At 70.7% G+C, this 22,608-nt stretch carries 18 protein-coding genes and 1 tRNA gene; 4 read left to right on the plus strand and 15 right to left on the minus strand.

Annotated features, from left to right (window positions below):
• Window positions 1-86: 86 nt before the first annotated feature.
• The 3 genes from ACUN0C_RS00295 to rpmI form a co-directional block, all read right to left on the minus strand.
• Window positions 87-1,151: a Rieske 2Fe-2S domain-containing protein gene (locus tag ACUN0C_RS00295; protein ID WP_445464316.1), complete on the minus strand. Its 1,065-nt coding sequence runs from the start codon at window positions 1,149-1,151 to the stop codon at window positions 87-89.
• A 92-nt stretch (window positions 1,152-1,243) separates the two neighbouring features.
• Complete coding sequence (gene rplT, locus ACUN0C_RS00300; protein ID WP_445464317.1) at window positions 1,244-1,648, minus strand: 50S ribosomal protein L20; 405 nt, start codon at window positions 1,646-1,648, stop codon at window positions 1,244-1,246.
• Window positions 1,649-1,666: 18 nt separating this feature from the next.
• Window positions 1,667-1,867: a 50S ribosomal protein L35 gene (gene rpmI, locus ACUN0C_RS00305; protein WP_445464318.1), complete on the minus strand. Its 201-nt coding sequence runs from the start codon at window positions 1,865-1,867 to the stop codon at window positions 1,667-1,669.
• A gap of 247 nt (window positions 1,868-2,114) precedes the next feature.
• On the opposite strand from rpmI, the gene ACUN0C_RS00310 reads away from it, so the two are divergent.
• Window positions 2,115-2,189, plus strand: a tRNA-Thr gene (locus ACUN0C_RS00310).
• Window positions 2,190-2,628: 439 nt separating this feature from the next.
• On the opposite strand, the gene ACUN0C_RS00315 is transcribed toward ACUN0C_RS00310, so the two are convergent.
• Window positions 2,629-4,629 carry an AI-2E family transporter gene (locus ACUN0C_RS00315; protein ID WP_445464319.1) on the minus strand — a complete coding sequence of 667 codons (2,001 nt, stop codon included), beginning with the start codon at window positions 4,627-4,629 and terminating at the stop codon, window positions 2,629-2,631.
• A gap of 273 nt (window positions 4,630-4,902) precedes the next feature.
• On the opposite strand from ACUN0C_RS00315, the gene ACUN0C_RS00320 reads away from it, so the two are divergent.
• A complete protein-coding gene (locus tag ACUN0C_RS00320; RefSeq protein ID WP_445464320.1) occupies window positions 4,903-5,403 on the plus strand; it encodes a DUF2059 domain-containing protein in 501 nt (166 codons plus the stop codon).
• A gap of 51 nt (window positions 5,404-5,454) precedes the next feature.
• Here ACUN0C_RS00320 and ACUN0C_RS00325 read toward each other — a convergent pair whose 3' ends face one another.
• The 9 genes from ACUN0C_RS00325 to ACUN0C_RS00365 form a co-directional block, all read right to left on the minus strand.
• A complete protein-coding gene (locus tag ACUN0C_RS00325; protein WP_445464321.1) occupies window positions 5,455-6,366 on the minus strand; it encodes a sulfotransferase domain-containing protein in 912 nt (303 codons plus the stop codon).
• 133 nt (window positions 6,367-6,499) lie between these two features.
• Complete coding sequence (locus ACUN0C_RS00330) at window positions 6,500-8,218, minus strand: DEAD/DEAH box helicase (protein WP_445464322.1); 1,719 nt, start codon at window positions 8,216-8,218, stop codon at window positions 6,500-6,502.
• 148 nt (window positions 8,219-8,366) lie between these two features.
• Complete coding sequence (locus ACUN0C_RS00335) at window positions 8,367-8,846, minus strand: YaiI/YqxD family protein (RefSeq protein ID WP_445464323.1); 480 nt, start codon at window positions 8,844-8,846, stop codon at window positions 8,367-8,369.
• Between the two features lie 80 nt (window positions 8,847-8,926).
• Entirely contained in the window at window positions 8,927-9,823 is an 897-nt protein-coding gene (sucD, locus tag ACUN0C_RS00340; protein ID WP_445464324.1) for a succinate--CoA ligase subunit alpha, read from the minus strand.
• The gene (gene sucC, locus ACUN0C_RS00345) at window positions 9,823-11,022 is read right to left on the minus strand and encodes an ADP-forming succinate--CoA ligase subunit beta (protein ID WP_445464325.1); all 1,200 of its coding nucleotides are present in this window, start codon (window positions 11,020-11,022) and stop codon (window positions 9,823-9,825) included. Before sucC ends, sucD begins: the two co-directional genes overlap by 1 nt.
• A 46-nt stretch (window positions 11,023-11,068) precedes the next feature.
• A complete protein-coding gene (locus tag ACUN0C_RS00350; RefSeq protein WP_445464326.1) occupies window positions 11,069-12,043 on the minus strand; it encodes a 2-dehydropantoate 2-reductase in 975 nt (324 codons plus the stop codon).
• 224 nt (window positions 12,044-12,267) lie between these two features.
• On the minus strand, window positions 12,268-12,717 hold the full coding sequence (locus ACUN0C_RS00355; RefSeq protein ID WP_445464327.1) for a response regulator: 450 nt from the start codon (window positions 12,715-12,717) through the stop codon (window positions 12,268-12,270).
• A 58-nt stretch (window positions 12,718-12,775) separates the two neighbouring features.
• On the minus strand, window positions 12,776-13,630 hold the full coding sequence (locus ACUN0C_RS00360) for an FAS1-like dehydratase domain-containing protein (RefSeq protein WP_445464328.1): 855 nt from the start codon (window positions 13,628-13,630) through the stop codon (window positions 12,776-12,778).
• Between the two features lie 43 nt (window positions 13,631-13,673).
• Window positions 13,674-14,672: an NAD(P)H-quinone oxidoreductase gene (locus ACUN0C_RS00365; protein WP_445464329.1), complete on the minus strand. Its 999-nt coding sequence runs from the start codon at window positions 14,670-14,672 to the stop codon at window positions 13,674-13,676.
• Between the two features lie 177 nt (window positions 14,673-14,849).
• Here ACUN0C_RS00365 and ACUN0C_RS00370 point away from each other — a divergent pair, with 177 nt between their 5' ends.
• Both ACUN0C_RS00370 and ACUN0C_RS00375 read left to right on the plus strand, forming a co-directional pair.
• Window positions 14,850-15,773: a dihydrodipicolinate synthase family protein gene (locus ACUN0C_RS00370; RefSeq protein WP_445464330.1), complete on the plus strand. Its 924-nt coding sequence runs from the start codon at window positions 14,850-14,852 to the stop codon at window positions 15,771-15,773.
• 22 nt (window positions 15,774-15,795) lie between these two features.
• Window positions 15,796-16,422, plus strand: a complete 627-nt coding sequence (locus ACUN0C_RS00375) for a DUF4202 domain-containing protein (RefSeq protein ID WP_445464331.1) — start codon at window positions 15,796-15,798, stop codon at window positions 16,420-16,422.
• Here ACUN0C_RS00375 and hemA read toward each other — a convergent pair.
• Together hemA and ACUN0C_RS00385 are read right to left on the minus strand one after the other, a co-directional pair.
• Window positions 16,398-17,615 carry a 5-aminolevulinate synthase gene (gene hemA / locus ACUN0C_RS00380; protein WP_445464332.1) on the minus strand — a complete coding sequence of 406 codons (1,218 nt, stop codon included), beginning with the start codon at window positions 17,613-17,615 and terminating at the stop codon, window positions 16,398-16,400. The two genes, ACUN0C_RS00375 and hemA, sit on opposite strands and share 25 nt — an antisense overlap.
• A gap of 119 nt (window positions 17,616-17,734) precedes the next feature.
• Window positions 17,735-22,543: an NAD-glutamate dehydrogenase gene (locus tag ACUN0C_RS00385; protein ID WP_445464333.1), complete on the minus strand. Its 4,809-nt coding sequence runs from the start codon at window positions 22,541-22,543 to the stop codon at window positions 17,735-17,737.
• Window positions 22,544-22,608: the final 65 nt, after the last annotated feature.

Raw genomic sequence — 22,608 nt, forward strand, 5'->3', positions numbered from 1 at the left:
GCGACAACGGGTGGGGCGATGCCGGATCAGGTCCGGCGGCCGAGGTCGAGGACCTGCCCGACTGGTTCCGCGAGCGCTGAGCCGGTTCAGCTCCTGAAGCGCAGGGTCTGCGGGCGCAGCGGATTGGCGAACAGGCGGCCTTCCGCCTGCGCCGTCGTCCATTCGTGCTTGAGGCGCATCCACCAGCGCGCCTGCGTGTCGGAATCGTTGATGAGCATGACGCGGGGATCGCTGACCAGCCCCTCGCGCTGCTTGGCCGCCACGTCCCAATCCTGGCGCAGGAAGACCTTCGTGAAATGCTCGAAGACGCGGCCGAGCGGCGCGACCCAGCCGAGCGAGGTGTAGAACATCTGGTGGAGGACGGTCGTGTCCTCGCTGACCGGGGTGAGCGCGGTGAGGCCGACGATCCAGTTCCGGCCGCCCTTGATGTGCTCCACCCGGTAGCCGGGCAGCTGGTAGTCGATCTCGCTCGTCACGCCGTCGCCGAGGAGGCGCTGGTAGAGCACGTTCTGGTTCGGCAGCGTGTGCCGCGTCATGCGGAAGCCGTAGGCGTCCGGCTCGAACGACTTCTCCTTGTCGCGCATCACCCGCGCCTCCTTGCGGTACCAGCGCGAGGTGTGGACGAAGGCGACGTGGGAGGGATCCATGGTGCCGAAGACGGCCTGGTCGACCGAGTTCGGGAATTCCATGGAGACAGTCGCCTGCGGGCGGTCCGCGAAGGCGAGTTCCGGCAGCACGGGGGGCTCGGGCGCGAAGCCCTCCGCCGGCGCTTCGTCCTTCAAGGCGAGATAGACCCAGACGGCGCCGTAGCGCTCGACGGCGGGATAGGTGATGCAGCGGATCTTGCCGAGCTCGATCTGCTGGCCCTGGCGCAGGCTCGGGATCGCGCGGCAGACGCCGTCGGTGCCGAACTGCCAGCCGTGGTAGCAGCATTCGATCGTGTCGGCGGCGATCATCCGGCCGTAGCGGAGCGGGATGCCGCGATGGGGGCAGGTGTCGCGGAGCGCGAAGACCGCGCCGTCGGCGCTGCGGCCGATCACCACCGGCTCGCCGGCGATGGTCCGACCCGCCAGCGCGCCGGCCTTGAGGTCGCGGCTGGCGAGCGCGACGTACCAGCAGCCGCGCAGGATGTCTGCCTTGAGCCCGTACATCGGAGCCGCTCGGGAAGCGGGTGCGCCCGCGAGGAGCCCACCCGGAAGGGGGAGCGGAGGGCCGGCGGCCCCCCGGTCGTTTCAGCCCGGGCTCAGGCCCGGACGGCCGCCTCGAACTCGTTCGGGGTGGCGTCCTTGAGATAGGCGAGGGCGGCCTTGGCCTGGGCGACGATGGCGGCGAACGCCTCGGGCTCGTGGATGGCGAGGTCCGACAGGACCTTCCGGTCGACCTCGACGCCGGCCTTGAGGAGGCCGTCGATCAGCCGGCCGTAGGTCAGGCCCTGCTCGCGCGCCGCCGCGTTGATGCGCTGGATCCAGAGCGCGCGGAAATTGCGCTTGCGCCGGCGCCGGTCGCGGTAGGCGTACTGGTTCGCCCGCTCGACCGCCTGCTTGGCGATGCGGATGGTGTTCGAACGGCGCCCGTAGAAGCCCTTGGCCTGCTTCAGGACCTTCTTGTGCTTGGCGTGAGACGTCACGCCTCTCTTGACACGTGCCATGATGCGGTTCCTTCGGCGTCAGCGGTTGTACGGCATGTACTTCTTGACGATGCCGGCATCCGGCTCCGACAGCACCATCGTGCCGCGGGCGTTCCGCACGAACTTCGTCGTCCGCTTGATCATGCCGTGTCGCTTGCCGGCCTGACCGACCTTCACCTTGCCTGTGGCGGTGAACCTGAAGCGCTTCTTGGCGCCCGATTTCGTCTTCTGCTTGGGCATTCTGCTCTCCTATGCAACGCGAAAAGCTCCGCAGCGGCGGAGCCTCGCATCCGGCTCATCTCTGAGCATTCTGGATCGCCACGGCATGCCCTTGACGGCAGACCGTCAGCCGGGCGATCCGGCGCGCGACATATAACGGGCCGGGCGGGGGGTGACAAGTGCGGCGTCATCGGCCATATGAGCCTGCGCGCGGCCCTCGTGGTTGCGCGTTCGCGCCGTCCGTGGCATGGACGCCGCGCCCCGGCAGGCTGCGGTAGCTCAGTGGTAGAGCACTCCCTTGGTAAGGGAGAGGTCGAGAGTTCAATCCTCTCTCGCAGCACCATTCTCCCGCTCCGCGTCTCCTGCAGCACCCGCTTCCGCGCAGCCGCCGCGACCCGGCCGCCCGACGTGCCGGCCGATCACTCCAGCCACTCACCCCCTTGCCGCCCTGCCGGTCTTCGACCGCATCGGTCACCGCAGGACCCGCCCCTGTCCGTGTCGTCATGCCCGGGCTCGACCCGGGCATCCAGCACAGCCCCCGCCGCACGGTAGGCGCCCCCGTGGATCGCCGGATCAAGTCCGGCGATGACGACAGTGGGGAGGCGAAGCAGAGAGCCGCTCCGCCGCCCCTGCCGCCCGCCCCATTCTCTGTCGTCATGCCGGGGCTCGACCCGGGCATCCAGTGCACCCCCCGCCGCACGGCACCCGCCCCGTGGATCGCCGGATCAAGTCCGGCCAGGACGACAGGGAGCGGGCGGCGGCGCGGCGGGAAGGGCGCTGCCTCAGGGCTCGGCCGCGGCCGTCGGCGCGTCGGGTAGCTTCGCCGCGCGGCGCGGCCGGCGGCGCGGGTAAGGCTCGTAGGCGACCGGCTCCGTCTCCGAGAGTGCGCCGACGGCCGCGCCGGCCATGTCGAAGGCGACGAAATCCGCGCCGAGCTCGGCGGCGAGCTCGCCGGCCGCCGCATCGCCCGCCCTCGGGTCCTCGCCCTCCGGTTCCGACCAGAGGACGACGCCGACCCGCAGGTCGGGGCGGATCCGCTTGAGGCGGCGGACCAGGAAGCGCCCGTGGCCGAGCGAGTCGCGATTGAGGAAGCAGAGCACCGCGGCGTCGAGGCCGTGGAGCTCGATGAGGCGGAGCCGGGACGGCTCGAGGTCGGCGTAGCTCGCCTCGGTCGCGGCCGCGCCCTGGGCGCGCAGCACCTGGGCGAGCATCGCGGCGGTGACGTCGTCGAGCGCGCCCCGCCCGCCGATGCAGAGCAGCGACTTGCCGGTTCCGTCCGGTATCAAGACACCGTCCCAGAGCGCCTCCCGGCCGTCCTCGCCTTCCTCGTCCGGCTCCGTCACGACCTCGTCCCCGTCATCGAGCTCTTCGTCGGCGATCTCCTGCAGGTTCGAGACCAGCGCCAACGCGCTCGCGGAGACCTGGTGCTTCTGCTCCTCGCCCATCACGCCGCGCGCGCGGTCGCGCTCCGCCAGGATCATCGCGGGGATCGCGACCTTGCGGTAATAGTCGATGAGGTAGTCCTCCTCGAGCAGCTCCTCGGCCTGGTCCGTCGCCTCCTCCGGGTCGCCGGCGAGCAGGCGCTGGTAGAGCCGGGCCTTCGGGTCGAGCACGGGTTCGCTGCCGAACAGCACCTCGAAGAACTCGAACTGCGGCACGTGCTTGCCGAGCACAACGAGGCACACCGTGAGCGGCGTCGAGAGCACGAGCCCGACGGGCCCCCAGAGCCAGGTCCAGAAGATCGCGGCCACGATGATGGCGAGCGGCGAGAGCCCGGTCCGGGAGCCGTAGAGCCACGGCTCCACGAAATTGTTGCTGATAAGCTCCATGACGAGGAAGAGGCCCGCCGCCCACAGCACCAGCGACCAGCCGGGCGCGACCGCCACCGCCAGGAAGAGCGGGAGCACCATCGCGATGACCGGGCCGATATAGGGCACGAAGCGCAGCACGATGGCGAGCAGGCCCCACAGCATGGCGTTCGGGATGCCGATCAGCCAGAGGCCGATCCCGATCGGCACGCCGTAGGTGACGTTCACGACGAGCTGCATCAGCAGGTACTGGCCGACCCGCTTGCCCGCGTCCTGGAGCGCCTCGGTGGTGCGGTGGAGGTCGCCCGACCCGGCAAGGCGGATGAAGCGGTCCCGGAGATCCTCGCGCTCCAGCAGCATGAAGATGACCACCACCACGACCAGCCCCGCCGTGGCGAGCGGGCCGAGCAGCGGGACGATCATGCTGGTGAGCACCTGGATTGGCTCCTCGGGCGCGTAGATCTCGACGAGGAGCGGGTCCGGCCGCGGCTCGGCTGCACCTGCCGCCGGTTCGGCGCCCTCGTCGGCCTCCTTGATCTCCTGCCCGACGCGCTCGACGGCCTCCGTGATGCGCCTGATCACGCCGTCCTCGCCGCCGGACTCCTTCAGCGCCTGCACCTTGGCGAGGATGTTCGACTGGTAGGTCGGCACGTTCCGGGCGAGTTCGGCGACCTGCGTCGCGACCAGGAAGCTGAACGCCGATATGACGAGGAAGGCGGCCGCGACCGCGATGATCACCGCCGGCACGCGCGGCAGGCCGGTCCGCCGGATCATGGAGACCACCGGCGCGAGCGCGAAAGTGAGCAGCACGGCGATGGCGAGCGGAAGGAAGACGTCGCGCGCGAAATAGAGCACGGCGACCGCCGCCGCCATTGCGAGGAGAGGGGCGGCGCCCTGGCGCGGACCGAGCCGCGGGGCGGCGATCATGCGCGCGGCGCCCGTCGCAGCAGGCTCCTTGTTCCGCCACGCGGCCATCCGGCTATCCTTCCCTCGCGAACGCCGAGCACGAGCGCCTTGGCCCGGACGGCTTCCGGCGGTGGAACCGGCGGCCGGCCCGACTGCCCGGGGACGTCGTGCTTCACCGGCTCAATTGCCGCATCCGCAACAAAGTTCCCGCCGCAGTTCCGCGCGATGCGGGCACTTTCCTAAAGTTGTCGCAGTTCGTCTTCCTGTGTGACCGTTCTGTGTCTTGACGACTCACGATGCGCATAGTCCCCTTCCCTCGGGATGAGGAGAAGGAGGTGGGTTATGCTTTTCAGAATGGGCGCGATCGCCCTCTTGCTTGCGGCTGCGCCTTCGGCAGCCTTCGCCGCCTCGGCGGTCGAAAAGGCGCGCTTCGTCGTGGAGGCGTCGGGCGCGTCGACATCGATGAAGGGCGTGCTCGATTCGATGGGGCCGGGCATCCTGGCCCGCATCAAGATGAGCTATCCGGGCATCAGCGACGACGACGCCGAGCGCATCCTCGCGACGCTGAACGAGGTGGTGCATGCGCACATCCCGGATCTCGAGGAGTTCCTGGCCGAGTTCTACGCCGGCTACTTCTCCGAGGCCGAGGTGAACGCCATGCACGATTTCTACAAGACGGAGATCGGCGCGGGGATCGCCAGCAAGCTCACGCGGGTCAACACGCCGCTGACGCTTTCGACCTCGGTCTGGGCCTCGCGCACCATCGCCCCCGCAATCGCGGAGACGATGAAGAACGACCCGGAAGTGCAGGCGATCACGCAGAAGTACAGCCAGAAGCACTAGCGTAGGCGGGCCGGCGTCCGGGACGACGCCGGCTCGGGAAGGCCTGCCGCGTCAGCGCGGCGTCGCGCCGGTCGCCAGCCAGCGGGCGCAGGCGGGGCCGAGCCGGTCGCGCGCGATCGCCTCGTAGACGGCGCTCTCGGCCGGCGTTAGCACGTCGCGCCAGCGGCCGTTCGTCCCCTTGTTGATGAAGGTCCGCGCGCCGCCCTGCCAGAACGTGCCGTTGAGGGGCGCGCTCCGCTCCGCATGCGCCTGCATGTACTCGAAGCTGCAGTGCTCGATGATCGCGGGCCAGCGCGCCTCGTCGATCGCGATTCCCAGGAAGTCGGCGATCCTGCGGATCTGGCCCGGCATGTCGGCCTTCATCTCGGCGAAATGCACGAGCAGGACGTTGGGCAGGTCGCGCACCTCCCACCAGGAGCGCACGTTCTCCCAGAACGGCCAGAACGGATGGCCGTCGCGCTCCAGCCAGTCGTGGAAGTACTGCCTGATGGAGGCCGGCGGCGGCTCGATCGGCGGGCCGACGCGGCCGGGCGTCTCGTTCAGCGCTGCGTACCACGCGGCATTGGCGTTGGCGTGGTGGTTGTACATGCTCCACACCACGTCCCGGCCGTCGCGGCCGACATAGATGTACCGGGCCTTCGGCGAGAAGACGAGCGCATCGACCGGCAGATGCGTCTTGAGGAACCGCCGGTGCCGCTGCTGCTCGACCGCGGCGAGCTTCATCGCCTTCGGCGGCACGCGCAGGTCGATCCAGGGCGACATGTCCGCGACGTCGAGATCCTCGGCGCCCTGGAAGAGGAGCTGGGCGACGATCTGCTGCGTCCAGGTCGTCCCGGACTTCGCATAGGTGCCGATGACGATGTCGTCGTCGCGGAAGGCGAAGTCGTTCCAGACGGTCGAATCGAAGTGGTGGTTGTGCAGCTCGCGCGTCTTCTGCGGCCACACGCTGACGGGGGCGTTCATCGCAAGTGTCCTCCGGGGAAGCGATGACGCCTGATAGAGGCCCGCCGTTTCGGGCGCTTTTCATCGCCGGGCGACTTGGTTTCCCGGCTGCTTCCCCGCGGTTTCGCGTGCGATCCGCGGCGGCGGAGTCCGCTCAGCCCTGCCGGCGAGGCTTGCCGGGCCGGGCAGTGTCCTTCCGAGGTCCGGCCTTCGCTCCGGACGGCCGGCGCGGCCCCTGGCGCGCCGCGCCGGCGACCGGCTCGATCCGGACGTTGTCGTCGGGGCCGTGCGCGAGCGCCTCGGCGAAGCGACCGGCGACCTCCTCCGCGATCTCGAACTTCGTCTCGCGCTCGAAGATGCGGATCGCCCCGATCTCCGCCTTGGTGATCTTGCCGCGCCGGCAGATCAGCGGGACGAGCCAGCGCGGGTCGGCATTGTTGCGCCGGCCGATGTCCAGCCGGAACCAGACGCTCGCCCCCGCGCCGGCGGTCCGCTCGCGCCTCTCGCGCGGCGCGCCGGGCTGCGGCCCGTCTTCGCCGCGGGTGCGCGCCGGACGCTGCGGACCCGGATCGTAGACCTCCTCGGCGGCGGGCAGGCGGGAGCGGTAGAGGCGGACCAGCGCGGTCGCGATCTCCTCCGCGGAGCGCCCTTCGATGAGCAGGCGCGCGGTCGCCAGCTCCTCCTCGCTCGCCTCCTCGAGGAGCTGCGAATCCTGCAGGAGCCGCTCCTGGTCGAGGCGGCGGACCTCGTCGGCTGTCGGCGGGCCGCTCCAGATTGCCTGCGCGCCGGCCCCGCCGAGGAGCCGTTCGGCCCGGTTCCGGGTCTTCAGGGGGACGAGGAGCACGCTGACGCCCTTGCGGCCGGCGCGCCCTGTCCGCCCGCTCCGGTGCTGCAGCGTCTCGGCATCGTGCGGCAGGTCGGCATGGACCACGAGGTCGAGTTCGGGCAGGTCGATGCCGCGGGCGGCGACGTCGGTGGCGACGCAGACGCGGGCGCGGCCGTCGCGCATCGCCTGCAGGGCATGGTTGCGCTCCGACTGGCTGAGCTCGCCCGACAGCGCCACGACGGCGAAGCCGCGCTCCGACAGCGCCGCCTGGAGCCGCCGGACCGAATCGCGCGTGTTGCAGAAGACGAGCGCGCTCGGCGCCTCGAAGAAGCGCAGCAGGTTCACCACCGCGTGCTCGATCTCGTTCGGCGCGACCCGGACGGCGCGGTACTCGATGTCGGCGTGGCCGCGCTCGCCGCCCGACACTTCCATGCGCAGCGTGTCGCGCTGGTAGCGCCTGGCGAGGGTCGTGATCGCCTTGGGCAGGGTGGCGGAGAAGAGGAGGGTGCGCCGCTCCGGCGGCGTCGCCTCCAGGATGAACTCGAGGTCCTCCCGGAAGCCGAGGTCGAGCATCTCGTCGGCCTCGTCGAGGACCACGGCCCGGATGCCGGAAATGTCGAGCGCGCCGCGCTCGAGATGATCGCGCAGCCGCCCCGGCGTGCCGACGACGATGTGGGCGCCGTCGGCGAGGCGGCGCGCCTCGCGGCGCGGATCCATGCCGCCGACGCAGGAGATCACGCGCGCACCGGCGAAGGCATAGAGCCAGGCGAGCTCGTTCTGCACCTGCAGCGCGAGCTCGCGCGTCGGCGCCACCACGAGCGCGAGCGGCGCGCCGGCGGCAGGCAGCGTCTCGGCGTCGCCGAGCAGCGTCGCCCCGATCGCGAGCCCGTAGGCGACCGTCTTGCCGGAGCCGGTCCGCGCGGACACGAGAAGGTCGCGCCCGGCCGCCTCCTCCGCCAGCACCGCGTCCTGGACCGGCGTCGCCTCGGTGTAGTTGCGCTCCGCGAGCGCGCGGGCGAGCGCTGGGCTCGCCGGGAGGAATGCCACTTTACCGTCCTGCGTTCGTGCCTTGGTCGACCGTCTCCGAAACCGGAACCCGGTGAGCCGGTTCCGCGCCTTCTAGCCTATCCGGGACCGGCCGGTCAGGCGGATTCGTGCGAGGGCCGCCGAAGCCGGCGGAGTAGACGCGCTCGACCTACCGGCGCTTCAGGCGGACGATCGCCTGGTTGAGCGCCGACAGGAAGGCGGAGCGGTCGCGCGGGGCGAAGGGCGGCGGGCCGCCCGTGACCGCCCCGGCGCTGCGCATCTGGTCGAGGAGGTTGCGGGTGGCGAGCGCCATGCCGATCGAGGCGTCGGTGAACGGCTTGCCGGTCGGCGCGATGACCTGGGCGCCCGCCTTGAGGCAGCGGCTGGCGAGCGGGATGTCGGCGGTGACGACGATCGCGCCGGCGCCGGCCCGCTCGGCGATCCAGTCGTCCGCGGCGTCTGGCCCCGCGCCGACGACCACCCGCTCGACGAAGCTCTCCCGCGGCACCGCGAGGTAGCTGTTGGCGACGACGAACACGCGGAGGTCATGACGCTCCGCGACCTTGTAGGTCTCCGCCTTCACCGGGCAGGCGTCGGCATCGACATAGATCGCGATGCCGTCCGCTCCGCCGGAAACCTGCGCCGCCATCCGGTCCGTCCGCTGCTCCGGCCCTCGAATGCGAACGGGCGCCGAGTGGCGCCCGTTCCCTGGTTCAGGAAGCCTGCCGGTCAGGCCGCGGCCTTGCCCCGGAGCAGGTCGGCGAGCGTCGTGCCGAGGCGGGCCGGCGACGGCGAGACGCGGATTCCGGCCTCCTCCATCGCGGCGATCTTGTCCTCGGCGCCGCCCTTGCCGCCCGAGATGATCGCGCCGGCATGGCCCATGCGGCGTCCCGGAGGAGCGGTGCGGCCCGCGATGAAGCCGACCATCGGCTTCTTGCGGCCGCGCCTGGCCTCGTCCTTCAGGAACTGCGCCGCCTCCTCTTCGGCCGAGCCGCCGATCTCGCCGATCATGACGATCGACTCGGTCTGCGGATCGGCGAGGAACATCTCCAGCACGTCGATGAACTCGGTGCCCTTCACCGGATCGCCGCCGATGCCGACCGCGCTGGTCTGGCCGAGGCCCTCCTGGCTGGTCTGGAACACGGCCTCGTAGGTGAGCGTGCCGGAGCGGGAGACGATGCCGACATTGCCCTTCTTGAAGATGTTGGCGGGCATGATCCCGATCTTCGCCTCGCCGGCGGTCACGAGGCCCGGGCAGTTCGGCCCGATCAGCCGCGACTTCGAGCCGGAGAGCGCGCGCTTCACCTTCACCATGTCCATCACCGGGATGCCCTCGGTGATGCAGACGATGAGGGGGATCTCGGCGTCGATCGCCTCGCAGATGGCGTCGGCCGCGCCCGGGGGCGGCACGTAGATGACGGAAGCGTCGGCGCCGGTCGCCTCGCGCGCCTCGGCCACCGTGTCGAACACCGGCAGGCCGAGATGGGTCGAGCCGCCCTTGCCCGGCGAGGTGCCGCCGACGACCTTGGTGCCGTAGGCGATCGCCTGCTCCGAATGGAACGTGCCGTTCTTGCCCGTGAAGCCCTGGGTGATGACCCGGGTGTTGCTGTCGATCAGAATGGACATCAGCGAACCTCCCTCACGGCCTTTACGATCTTCTGCGCGGCGTCGTCGAGATCGTCGGCGGGAATGACGTTGAGCCCGCTCTCGCGGATGATCTTCTTGCCTTCCTCGACATTGGTGCCTTCCAGCCGGACCACGAGCGGGACCTCGAGCCCGACGGTCTTCACGGCGGCGATCACGCCGCGGGCGATGACGTCGCACTTCATGATGCCGCCGAAGATGTTGACCAGGATGCCCTTCACCTTCGGGTCGGCGGTGATGATCTTGAACGCCGCCGCGACCTTCTCCTCCGAGGCGCTGCCGCCGACGTCGAGGAAGTTGGCCGGGCTCTCGCCGTAGAGCTGGATGATGTCGAGCGAGGCCATGGCGAGGCCGGCGCCGTTCACCATGCAGCCGATCGTGCCGTCCAGCGCGATGTAGGCGAGGTCGTGCTTGGAGGCCTCGATCTCCTTCGGGTCCTCCTCCGTCTCGTCCCGAAGCGCCATGATCTCGGGATGGCGGTAGAGCGCATTGGAATCGAACGAGACCTTGGCGTCGAGGACGCGCAGCTCGCCCTGCTTCGTGGCGATCAGCGGGTTGATCTCGAGCATCGCCATGTCCTTGGCGACGAAGGCCTCGTAGAGATTGGTCACGAGCTGGGCGGCCTGCTTGGCGGCGGCGCCGGAAAGCCCGAGCGCCTTGGCGACGGTGAGGCCGTGATGCGGCATCACACCGGTCGCCGGATCGATCGAGAAGGTCTTGATCTTCTCCGGCGTCGAATGGGCGACCTCCTCGATGTCCATGCCCCCTTCCGTGGAGACCACGAAGGCGACGCGGGAGGTGGCGCGATCGACCAGGATGGAGAGGTAGAACTCCTTCTCGATCTCCGCGCCTTCCTCGATGTAGAGGCGGTTCACCTGCTTGCCGGCCGGCCCGGTCTGCAGGGTGACGAGCGTGTTGCCGAGCATCTCGCGGGCATGGGCCTTCACCTCGTCGACCGACCTTGCGAGCCGGACGCCGCCCTTGTCGCCCGCGGCAGGCTCCTTGAACTTGCCCTTGCCGCGCCCGCCGGCGTGGATTTGAGACTTCACGACCCAGACCGGCCCGCCGAGCTCGTTCGCCGCCTTCTCGGCCTCGTCCGGGGTGAAGATCGGCACGCCCTTCGAAACGGGCGCGCCGAATTCCTTCAGCACGGCCTTGGCCTGGTATTCGTGTATGTTCATGAACCGGATGCCCTCGCTGTGACGTTTCTTCCTCTGCCGGGCGGCCTCAGTGCAGCATTGCGGCCTGTGCCCGCTGCTTGATGAGGGCCAGCACGACGTCGATCGTAGGCGTCGGCACGTCGGCCAGACGCCCCATCTCCTGGACCACGGTGACCAGCGGATCGATCTCCATCGGCCTGCCGCGTTCGAGATCCTGCAGCATGGACGTCTTGTGCGCGCCGACGGCGCCCGCGCCGTCAATACGCCGTTCGACGCCCACCCGGAAGTGGATGCCCTGCTTTTCTGCGATCTCCTGCGCTTCCAGCATCATCGCGCGGGCGACGGCGCGCGTGCCGGGGTCCGAGGCGATCACGTCGAGCGTGGCGTGGGTCAGCGCGCTGATCGGGTTGAAGCAGAGATTGCCCCAGAGCTTCAGCCACAGCTCGTCGCGGATGTTCTCGAGGACGGGGGCGCGCAGGCCGGCAGCGTTCATGATCTCGCTGAGGCGCTCGACGCGCGCCGTGCGTTCGCCCGAAGGCTCGCCGAGCGGGAACTTGTCGCCGTAGATGTGCTGGATGACGCCCGGCTCGACGACCTCCGTCGCCGGATAGACGATGCAGCCGAGCGCGCGCTCGGGCCGGAGCACCTGCCATTGCCGGCCGCCCGGGTCGATGCTTTCCAGCGTGCGGCCCTCCAGTGCGCCGCCGTGGCGGTGGAAGTACCAGTAGGGCACGCCGTTGACGGCGGTGACGACGCTCGTGCTGTTGCCGAGGAGCGGCACCATCGCGTCCACCACGCCGGGCACCGAATGCGCCTTGAGGGCAATGATGACGTAATCCTGCGGCCCGAGCTCGGACGGATCGTCGGTGCAGCGGACCTTCGCCACGCGCTCCTCGCCGTCGATCAGGAGCTTGACGCCGTTCTCCTTCATCGCGGCGAGATGGGCGCCCCGCGCCACTAGGCTGACGTCGGCGCCCGCCTGCGCGAGCTGGACGCCGAGATAGCCGCCGATCGCGCCGGCGCCGTAGATGCAGATCTTCATGCTCTTCCTCCCCGAATAGCATGAGCCACACGCCGCTTGTATTCGGTATGTGGTATGCCACAACGTGAAGCAGTTTCACGCCGGCGTCAATGCCGGGCGCGGCTCGCGCGGGAGGTAACGCGCGGAGGTTGACCGGACTAGAAGCCGGCTCAGCAGTGCAATCGATTGTGTGCAGCGGTTGGGCGGCGACATATTGCCGCCTACCCGGGCAATCGAGCCGAAGATCAGCCGAGGGCCACCTTCAGGGCGGCTTCGATATGCTCGGGCAAGCACGGCTTCTGTAGTACGGCCGCGGGCTTGAGCGCCTGCACGTCCGGGTTCTTGTCGAGATCGCCATAGCCCGAGAGGAAGATCACCGCCGTGCCGTAGCGCTCCGCCAGCTCGCGCGCGACGTCGAGCCCGCTCATGCCCCGCGTGCCGAGCCCCATGTCCACGATCGCGGCCTGCGGCCGGCGCTTCGCGCCGGCGGCGATCGCCTCGTCCATGTCGCGAACCGGCCCGATGACCTGGAAGCCGAGATCCTCGACGACATCGGCAACGAACAGCGCCACGAGCGCCTCGTCGTCGACGATCATCACGCCCGGCCTGTCCGGAAACCCTTCCGCCGTCATCTTGCCCGTATGCACCCAGAGCGCCCCGGGACAGGCATAGCGGGTTGCCGCCCGGGTGTCCACGCGGCGGAATGCGCTGTTTTGGAGGCGGAGGCGGCCTGGGCGCGCAAACCGGCCGCCCTCACCAGGCGGCCGTCGCTCGCATGTGCGGATGCGCGCGGTCCGGACCGACCCAGAGTTCGGCGGCCCGCTCGCTCTGCCACGCCCCTTTCAGGACGATGGCGCCGCCGTCGAAGAGCGGCCGCTCCGCACGGAAGTCGAACCGCTTCAGCGGCTCGGCGGGGCGCATGCTTGCGGCGAGCGCCATCAGGAGCGAGGCCTGCAGCGGGCCGTGGACCACCAGGCCCGCGTAGCCCTCCTCGTTCACCGCGTAGGTGCGGTCGTAGTGGATGCGGTGGCTGTTGAAGGTGAGCGCCGAGTACCTGAAGAGGAGCACGGCGGAGCCGTCGACCGTCCGCCCCGCATCCGCGGGGCTGTCGCTAGCGGGCGCCGGTTCGACCGGACGGGGGTCCGGCGCGCCGGGAGCGAGGGCGCGGTAGACGATGTCCTGCTCCTCCTCGACCGCGGGGCCGCGGGCCGTCGAGAAACGATGCGTGACGGTGACGAAGCAGAGCCGGCCGGTCCGGCCTTCCTTCTCGGCGATCGCGGTCACGGTCGAGACCCGCTCGACGCGATCCCCGGCGCGGAACTCGTCGTGAAAGCGGATGCGGCTGCCGGCCCACATGCGCCGCGGCAGCGGCACCGGCGGCAGGAAGCCGCCGCGGGCGGGATGGCCGTCCGGCCCGACGGCGCTCATCGGCGCGATTGCCGTCGCGAGGCACCAATGGATCCCCGGCGGCGCCGGGCGTGCCGCATCCGGCTCCGCCTCGTCCAGAACCGTCGCCCGGTACGCCTGCAGGAGATGCGGCGTCAGGGTGTCCTCGGCCGTTTCCGACCGGTCGGTCCAGGCCTGGAGGTCGATCTCTTCGCCCGTCATGGTCATCCTCCGGTGCCGCGTGCTTCCGCTCCGCGGGCCGCACTCACGCCGTGCCGGCGAGGAGCAGGATCTTGCCGGTGTGGCGGGCGCCCTCCATGGCGGCATGGGCCTTCGAGGCCTCGGCGAGCGGCAGCGTCTCTCCGGTGACCACCCGAAGCCTGCCCTGCGCGAAGAGCGGCCAGACGTGCTCCCTGAGCCCGCGCGCGACCTCGCTCTTGAAGCCGTCGGGGCGGGAGCGCAGCGTCGAACCGGTATAATGCAGCCGCTTCAGCATGATCGGCATCAGGTTGATCTCGACCTTCGAGCCGGCCGCGAAGGCGAGCTGGATGATGCGGCCGTCATGGTTCGCCGCCTTGATGTTGCGCTCGACATAGGGCCCGCCGACGATGTCGAGGATCACGTCGGCGCCGCCGGCGGCGCGCACGATCTCGACGAAATCCTCCTCCCGGTAGTCGATCACCCGCTCCGCGCCGAGCTCGGCCGCCATCCGGCAGCGTTCGGCCGGGCTGTCGGTCGCGAAGACGCGCGCGCCGAACGCCTTGCCGAGCTGGATGGCGGTCGTGCCGATCCCGCCGGCGGCGCCATGCACCAGGAAGAGCTCGCCGGCCGAAAGCTTCGCGCCCATGAAGACGTTGCTCCAGACCGTGAAGTAGGTCTCCGGCAGCCCGGCCGCATCGACGATCGAGACGCCGTCGGGGATCGGCAGGCAGTGCTCGGCTTCGACGGCGCAGTATTCGGCGTAGCCGCCGCCATTGGTGAGCGCGCAGACCGTGTCGCCGACCTGCCAGCCCTTCGCCTCGGCGCCGACCGCGACGATCTCGCCCGAGATCTCGAGGCCGAGCAGGTCGGAGGCGCCCTTCGGCGGCGGGTAGAGGCCCTTCCGCTGCATGAGGTCGGGGCCGTTGACGCCGGCGGCCACCACACGGACCAGGACTTCGCCCGGGCGCGGCGCGGGCACGCTCCGCTTGCCCGGGACGAGCACTTCCGGCCCGCCCGAACCGCTCATCTCGACCACCGTCATTTCCTGCGGTATCGAAGCCATGCCGGCGCTCCTCCTTGCGTTTCAGGGCCAGGGGCTTCTTAAGGCGGCGGCCGCTACGCGTCCACGCCGGAAGGGTGCAAAGCGGGCCTCCGGCGAGAGAAGTCTTGCCAGCGCGCCCGCGATCCGCCATCGAACGGGCAATCATAGGCGCGGCAGGAAAGAGCGGAGGAGCGGTTCATGAGCGTGCGTTTGGAGGGCGTCTACGCCCCGGTCGTGACACCCTTCCGGGCCGACCTGACGCCCGATCCGGAGCGCTTCATCGCGCATTGCCGGTGGCTCGTGGAGCAGAATTCCGGCCTTGCCGTCTTCGGCACCAACAGCGAGGCGAACTCGCTCTCCGTCGGCGAGCGCAAGGCGCTGCTGGAGGGGCTGGTCGAGAACGGCGTGCCGGCGGCGCGCATGATGCCGGGCACCGGCTGCTGCTCGATCCCGGAGACGGTCGACCTCACCTGCCATGCGGTCGATCTCGGCGCGCCGGGCGTGCTGATGCTGCCGCCCTTCTACTACAAGGGCGTCAGCGATGACGGCCTCTACCGGCACTATTCGGAGGTGATCCAGCAGGTCGGCGACGCGCGGCTGCGGATCTGCCTCTACCACATCCCGCAGGTCTCCGGCGTGCCGATCAGCCTGCCGCTCATCGAGCGGCTCATCGCGGCCTACCCGGACACGGTCGTCGGCATCAAGGACAGCTCGGGCAACTGGGACAACACCGAGGCCATGCTGAAGGCGTTCCCCGGCTTCCGCATCTTCCCTGCGAGCGAGAGCCTGTTCGCCAGGAGCCTGCCGCTCGGCGCGGCCGGCTGCATCAGCGCCACCGCGAACGTGAACCCGGGGGCCATGCACCGGCTGTGGTCGACCTGGCAGGCGCCGGAAGCCGCCGGCCTGCAGGCCGAAGTCGACCGCATCCGCACCACCTTCGCCCGCTATCCGATGATGATCGCCGCGATGAAGGCGACCATCGCGCATTACCTGGGCGACCCGTGCTGGCGCATCGTGCGGCCGCCGCTCGACGAGTTCCCGGAGGAGCGGACGCGGGCGCTGGTGGACGAGCTCGCGCGCGCCGGCTTCGACATGCCGGGCCTGCAGCGCGAGCCGGCCTGAGGAAAGCCGGGGCGGCCCGGCGGTGGACCGCCTCGACCATGTCGTCGCGCTGATCGACGCGTCGAACGCGGCGGATCCGAACACGATCGTTGTCGACGGCGCGCTCTGCCCCGCCGAGCTCGCCTATGGCCGGCGCATGGCGGAGCGGCTCGCGGCGTTCCGGCCGGACGCCTCGGAGCTCCTGCGCATCGCCGCCCGCGCCCAGCACCTGGAGCGCTGGCGCCTGCCGCGCTCGGCCTATCCGATGGACCGCGCGGGCTACCTGCGCTGGAGAAACGAGCAGAAGCGACGCCACGCCGCGCGCGTTGCGGAGCTGATGCGGTCGGCCGGCTACGCGGATGAGGACTGCGCCCGGGTGCAGGACCTGGTCGAGAAGCGGAACCTCAAGCGCGACGCGGACGCGCAGGCGCTCGAGGACGTCGCCTGCCTGGTCTTCGTCGAGCACTACATGGCCGGCTTCGCCGCAGGCCGCGACCCGGACCATGTCGCCGGCATCGTCGCGAAGACCTGGCGCAAGATGTCGGCCGAGGGCCGCGCCGCGGCGGCGGGGCTGGCGGGCGCGCTCCCGCCCGACATGGCGGCGGTCGTTTCGGAGGGCGCGCGGCGGGCGGCCGAGGGGCCGGATCACTCAGCGGCGAGCGGCTCGTAGAGCCCGACCGTCTGCCAGACTTCGACGAGCGCGGCGACGAGGCCCTCCATCAGCGCGTCGGTGTGGAAGGGCGTCGGCGTCAGCCGCAGCCGCTCGCTGCCGCGCGCGACCGTGGGGTAGTTGATCGGCTGCACGTAGATGCCGTGCTCGAGGAGAAGGCGGTCCGTGACCAGCTTGGCCTTGACCGGGCAGCCGACCAGGACCGGCACGATGTGGCTGGTGCTCGGCATGACCGGCAGCCCGGCGGAGGCGAGGAGCCGCTTGAGCCTCGCCGCGCGCTCCTGGTGCCTCGCCCGCAGTTCCGGATGCTGCTTGACGTAGCGGACGCTCGCAAGCGCCGAGCCGAGCAGGACCGGCGGCAGCGAGGTCGTGAAGATGAAGCCCGAGGCATGGCTGCGGATCGCGTCGACGACGTCGGCATCGGCCGCGATGTACCCGCCCATGCAGCCGAAGCCCTTGGCGAGCGTGCCTTCGATGATGGTGAGGCGGTGGGCGACGCGGTCGCGCTCGGAGATGCCGCCGCCGCGCGGCCCGTAGAGCCCGGCGGCGTGGACCTCGTCGAGATAGGTCATCGCGCCGTAGCGGTCGGCGAGGTCGCAGATCGCCGCGATCGGGGCGATGTCGCCGTCCATCGAGTAGACGGATTCGAAGGCGATCAGCTTCGGACGGTCCGGATCGCAGGCTGCGAGCCGCCGCTCCAGGTCTGCGAGGTCGTTGTGCCGGAAAATCTGCTTCTCGCAGCCCGAATGGCGGATGCCCTCGATCATGGAGGCGTGGTTGCAGGCGTCGGAGAAGATCACGAGGTCCGGGACGATCCGCCCGATCGTCGCGAGCGTCGCCGCGTTCGAGACGTAGCCGGAGGTGAAGAGGAGCGCAGCCTCCTTGCCGTGGAGATCGGCGAGCTCCTGCTCCAGGAGAACGTGGAGGTGGTTGGTCCCGGAGATGTTCCGGGTGCCGCCCGATCCTGCGCCCATGCTTTCCAGCGCCGTTCGTCCGCCGGCGATCACGGCGGGATTCTGGCTCTGGCCGAGATAGTCGTTCGAGCACCAGACCACGACCTCGGCGGGTCCCGCGCCGTGATTGCGCGCGACGGGGAAGCGGCCGGTCATCCGCTCCAGGTCGGCGAAGACGCGGTAGCGGCCCTCGCGGCGGACCTCTTCGACGCTCTTCCGGAAAAGCTCAGTGACGCCCATGCGGTGTATCCTCTCCGCGGGCATGTTTCTCCGGGCGCCGGTCCGGCCGCATTGATCGAAGTCAACACGGTCGGCCCGCGCGCTTCGATGAGGGCCGCATGCGCCGCGGCTGGCGGCTGTCAGCGGGCGGCGCCCGCCGCCAGCTCGGCGACCAGGCTTGCGATGACCGTCGCCTTGGCCGCGCTCGGGCGGCCCTCCGCCATCATCCCCTTCAGGTGGCGGAGCGCCTCGGCCGACCGCCGCCCCTCCTGCGCATCCCGGGCGGCGGGGTCGGCCTCCGCAGCCAGCAGCCGCTCGGCCGCAAGCGCCCGGTGGGCGGCGGCGAGCGTGTCCGCCGCCTGGTCGACGGCAAGGCCTTCGTAATAGTCGCGCGGCTCGATGCGGCGGAGCATCTGGTCGATATCGCCGAGCGCGAAGCGCTCCGCGACCGCGAACCAGGCGCGCGCCGTTTCCGCGAGGTCGCGGCCCGCTTGCTCGGCGACGAGGACGAGGTCGGTCGCGCCGGCGAGCGCGGGGAGCATCGCGATCCGCTCGGCGAGGCCGGCGGGGACCCCGCCCGCGGCAAGCCGGTCCGTCGTTGCCCGCAGTGCGGTGGCGGCTGCCGCCGGCATCAGCTCCGCCACCAGCGGCCCGAGCTCGGCCAAAGCCGCCTGGTAGCGCTCCACCACGGGGACGAGCCCCGCCTTCAGGTCGACATGGCGCACGAACCAGACGATCCGCTCGATGGTGACGTCCTGGACGGCGCGGTAGAGCTCCAGCTGCAGAGCGCCCGGTATCTGCGCGTCGAGCGCGTCGATCTCGGCGTGGAGCGCCTGCAGGCCGAAGGAATCCCGCACCGCCGCGAAGCCGCGGGCGAGGTCCGCCGCCGTCGCGCCGATGCGGTCGCGCAGCCGCACGGCGAGCGTCGGCCCGCAGCGGTTGGCCAGCGAATTGGCGAGCTGGGTGGCGATGATCTCGCGCCTGAGGCGATGGCCGGCGATCTCGTCGGCGAAGTCCGCGCGCATCGCCTCCGGGAAATAGCGGACGAGCTCGCGGGCGAGGTGCGGATCGTCCGGCACCTCCGAGCCGACCAGCTCGTTGAAGAGCTCGATCTTCGAATAGGCGAGGAGGACGCCGATCTCCGCCCGGGTGAGCGGCTCCCCGGCGGCGCTCCTCTCCTCGAGGGCGAGGGCATCGGGCAGCGTCTCCACCGCACGGTCGAGGATGCCGCGCGCCTCGAGCGCCGACATCAGCCTCGCCTGGTGCGGCAGGCTTTCGAGGCCGCGCACCTCCTCCAGCGAGATCGCGAGCGTCTGCTGATAATTGTTGCGCAGGACGAGCGCTGCGACCTCCTCCGTCATCGAGGCGAGGAGCGCGTTGCGTGCCTCGATCCCGAGCCGGCCGGAGCGGACCGCCGGCGCGAGCGCGATCTTGATGTTCACCTCGAGGTCGGAGGAGTTCACCCCGCCGGAATTGTCGATCGCGTCGGAATTGCAGCGTCCGCCCTTGAGCCCGTAGGCGATGCGCGCGCGCTGGGTCATGCCGAGATTGGCGCCCTCGCCCACGATCTTTGCGCCGAGCTCCTCGGCGGTGACGCGGATCGCGTCGTTCGCCTTGTCGCCGACCTCGGAATCCGGTTCGTCCGCGGCGCGGACATAGGTCCCGATCCCCCCGAACCACAGCAGGTCGACCTGGGCCCTGAGGATCGCGCGCATCACCGCCTGCGGCCGCTGCTCCCGGCCCGACAGGCCGAGCAGGGCCGCGGCCTCGGGCGAGAGGGCGATCTCCTTCGCCTGGCGTGAATAGACGCCGCCGCCCCGCGACAGCGCGCTGCGGTCGTAATCCTGCCAGCTCGAGCGGGGGAGGCGGAAGAGCCGCATGCGCTCGGCGAAGGACGCCGCGGCATCGGGGTCGGGATCGATGAAGATGTCGCGGTGGTCGAAGGCGGCCACCAGCCGGAGCGTGCGCGAGAGCAGCATGCCGTTGCCGAAGACGTCGCCGGACATGTCGCCGACGCCCGCCACCGTGAACGGCTCGGACTGGATGTCGACGTCCATCTCGCGGAAGTGCCGCTTCACCGCTTCCCAGGCGCCGCGCGCGGTGATCCCCATCGCCTTGTGGTCGTAGCCGGCCGAACCGCCCGACGCGAAGGCGTCGGCGAGCCAGAAGCCGTGGCGGTCCGCGATCCCGTTGGCCGTGTCGGAGAAGGTTGCCGTGCCCTTGTCGGCGGCGACGACGAGATAGGGATCGTCGCCGTCATGGCGGACCACGCCCTCCGGCGGGACGACCCGGTCGCCGTCGAGATCGTCGGTGACGGCGAGCAGCCGGTCGATGAAGGCGACGTAGGCCGCGCGCCCGGCCTCGAACAGCGCCTCCCGCCCGGCTCCCGCCGGCGGCTTCAGCGGCACGAAGCCGCCCTTCGCGCCGACCGGGACGATGACGGCGTTCTTGACCTGCTGCGCCTTCACGAGCCCCAGCACCTCTGTGCGGAAGTCCTGCGGCCGGTCGGACCAGCGGATGCCGCCGCGGGCGATCGGGCCGAAGCGCATGTGGATGCCCTCGACCGCCGGCGCGTGGACGAAGATCTCGCGGAACGGCCGCGGGCGCGGCACGAAGGCGAGCGCGTGCGGGTCGATCTTGAGCGTGATCGCCGCGGGCGGCTCGCCATCGGCGCCGCGGACGTGGAAATCGGTGCGCTGGGTGGCGCGGACGACCTGCCAGAAGCCGCGCAGGATCGTGTCCTCGTCGAGGCTCGCAATGTCCTCGCAGGCCGCCTCGAGCGCGGTCTCCGCCCCGGTCTCCGCGGCCTCCCTGTCCCCGACGGCGGGATCGAAGCGGGCCTGGAAGCGCGCGAGCAGGAGCCGGGTGATCTCGGGCCGTGCGGCGAGCGTGTCCCAGAGGTAGTCGATCGAATAGGGCATGTCCGTCTGGCGCATGTAGCGGCCGATGGCGCGGAAGAGCGCCGCCTCGCGCCAGGAGAGGCCGGCGGCGAGCACCAGGCGGTTGAAGCCGTCGCTCTCCGCCTGTCCGCCCCAGACCGCAAGCGCCGCCTCGCGCAAGCGTCCGGCGACCGCATCGGGGTCGATCGCGACGCCGTCGGGTGCGGCGAGCGTCATGTCGTGGATGTAGATGACCGCGCCGCCGGCCGGCTCGACGCGGTAGGTGCGCTCGTCGACGACGGAAAAGCCGAAATTCTCGAGCAGCGGCACGCGCCGGGACAGCGGGACCGGCTCCTCCCTGTGGTGGAGCCGGAGCATGATCCGCCCCGGCGCCATGCCGGCATCCTGCCGGAACTCGATCGCGATCGCGCCGTGGCCGCCGAGCGCGCCGATGACGGCGATGTCCTCGACCGCGCGCGCCGCCGGGAAGGCCGCGCGATAGCCGGAGCCGAACGCCTCGCAATAGGTTTCGAGCAGGCGTTCGGCCTCCTCCGGCGGATAGGCCTCGGCGAGGGCGGCGCCGAGATCGTCCTCGAAGGTCCTGACGATCGCCGCAATCCGCGCCTCCACCGCGAGCCTGTTCGGCATCCGGTCGCCGTGGCGCTCGCGCCCGACGATGAACTGCACCCGGGCGAGGTTCGGGTCCGGGAAGGCGGGGAAGACCGCGGAGACGTGGCCGCCGTACATTTCGGCGAGCGCCGTGCCGATGCGCGCCCGGACGTCGGAGGAATACCTGTCCCGCGGCACGTAGACGAGGACGGAGACGAAACGGTCGAAGCGGTCGCGGCGGACGATCGCGCGGACACGCGGCCGCTCGTGCAGCTGCAGGACCGTCAGCGCCGATTCGTAGAGCGTGTCGGTGTCGGCCTGGAACAGCTCGGTGCGCGGGTAGCTCTCCAGCACGTTGAGGAGCGCCTTGCCGGAATGGCTGACCGGGTCGAAGCCGGCGCGCTTCAGGATGGCGTCCGTCTTGCGGCGCACGATCGGGATGCGCTGGACCGAACTGGTGAAGGCGGTGGAGGTGAAGAGGCCGACGATCCGGAGCTCTCCGACGACGCGCTCGCGGTTCGCGAAGAGCTTCACGCCGACGAGATCCATGTAGTCGCGCCGGTGGACGCGGGACTTCACGTTCGCCTTGGTGATGATGAGCGGCTCGGGCCGCGTCAGGAAATCGCGGATCTCCGGCGTCATCGTGACGAGTTCGCCGCCGCGCCGCAGCACCTTCACGCCGGGATCGCGCAGCAGGCCGAGCCCCTCGCCGGTCTCCGCCTCGAGCACGCCCGCCTCGAGCCCGCCGTAGGAATAGTCGCGCACGCCCAGGAAGGTGAAGTTGTCCTCCACCAGCCATTCCAGGAAGGCGGCCGCCTCCTCGACCTCAGCCTCGGGCAGGGCCGGCGGGTCGGTGCGGAAGTCCATGATCGCCATGCGCAGCCGCGACCGCATGGCGCGCCAGTCGTTGGTGACGAGATGCACCTCGCTCAGGAGCGATTCGAGGCTCCCGGCGAGGCGGGCGCGTTCCGCCTCGGACCGGATCAGGGGAACCTCGACATGGATGAAGCTCTCGCGCGGCAGATCGGTCACCAGGCCGCGGCGGCTGAGGCGATAGCTTTCCAGCCCGCCGTCCGGGGCGCGGGCGACCTCGAGGATCGGGTGCAGGACCAGCTCCGCGGCGTGGCCGCCGGCCTGGATCTCGCCGAGCACGGAATCGAGGATGAAGGGCCGGTTGCCGGTCAGGATCTCGACGGCGGTGCGCTGCGCCGGCTGGTCCGGCCCGGGCGGGAGATCGGCGAGCCGGATCGCCGTCGGCTTCCGGCGCGTCGCGAAGAAGCGGTAGGCGGCGCGCGCGATCTCCGCGAGCGCCTGCGGCGGCGAGGCGGCGAGATCCTCGGCCGCCGCGTTCCGGAAGATCGCCTCGGCGAAAGCGGCGACCCGGCCGGCTTCCTCGTTCTCCAGGAGTTTCCTGGCCTCCGTCAGGCGCCTTCTCTTCTCGGCCTCGAATCGTTCGGGCACGCTTTCCCTCCGGGTCCTGTTCGGATGGCTTGTCGCGAGGCTCGCGGGAGGATCACATGGGGCAG

Source organism: Faunimonas sp. B44, assembly GCF_052655945.1.

Coding starts and splice junctions, on each gene's coding strand:
- ACUN0C_RS00315 (WP_445464319.1), bottom strand. CDS start 4,629: ATGGCCGCGTGGCGGAACAAGGAGCCTGCTGCGACGGGCGCCGCGCGC.
- ACUN0C_RS00360 (WP_445464328.1), bottom strand. CDS start 13,630: ATGACGGGCGAAGAGATCGACCTCCAGGCCTGGACCGACCGGTCGGAA.
- ACUN0C_RS00350 (WP_445464326.1), bottom strand. CDS start 12,043: ATGAAGATCTGCATCTACGGCGCCGGCGCGATCGGCGGCTATCTCGGC.
- sucD (WP_445464324.1), bottom strand. CDS start 9,823: ATGTCCATTCTGATCGACAGCAACACCCGGGTCATCACCCAGGGCTTC.
- rplT (WP_445464317.1), bottom strand. CDS start 1,648: ATGGCACGTGTCAAGAGAGGCGTGACGTCTCACGCCAAGCACAAGAAG.
- ACUN0C_RS00365 (WP_445464329.1), bottom strand. CDS start 14,672: ATGGCTTCGATACCGCAGGAAATGACGGTGGTCGAGATGAGCGGTTCG.
- hemA (WP_445464332.1), bottom strand. CDS start 17,615: ATGGGCGTCACTGAGCTTTTCCGGAAGAGCGTCGAAGAGGTCCGCCGC.
- ACUN0C_RS00295 (WP_445464316.1), bottom strand. CDS start 1,151: ATGTACGGGCTCAAGGCAGACATCCTGCGCGGCTGCTGGTACGTCGCG.
- sucC (WP_445464325.1), bottom strand. CDS start 11,022: ATGAACATACACGAATACCAGGCCAAGGCCGTGCTGAAGGAATTCGGC.
- ACUN0C_RS00370 (WP_445464330.1), top strand. CDS start 14,850: ATGAGCGTGCGTTTGGAGGGCGTCTACGCCCCGGTCGTGACACCCTTC.
- rpmI (WP_445464318.1), bottom strand. CDS start 1,867: ATGCCCAAGCAGAAGACGAAATCGGGCGCCAAGAAGCGCTTCAGGTTC.
- ACUN0C_RS00320 (WP_445464320.1), top strand. CDS start 4,903: ATGCTTTTCAGAATGGGCGCGATCGCCCTCTTGCTTGCGGCTGCGCCT.
- ACUN0C_RS00325 (WP_445464321.1), bottom strand. CDS start 6,366: ATGAACGCCCCCGTCAGCGTGTGGCCGCAGAAGACGCGCGAGCTGCAC.
- ACUN0C_RS00335 (WP_445464323.1), bottom strand. CDS start 8,846: ATGGCGGCGCAGGTTTCCGGCGGAGCGGACGGCATCGCGATCTATGTC.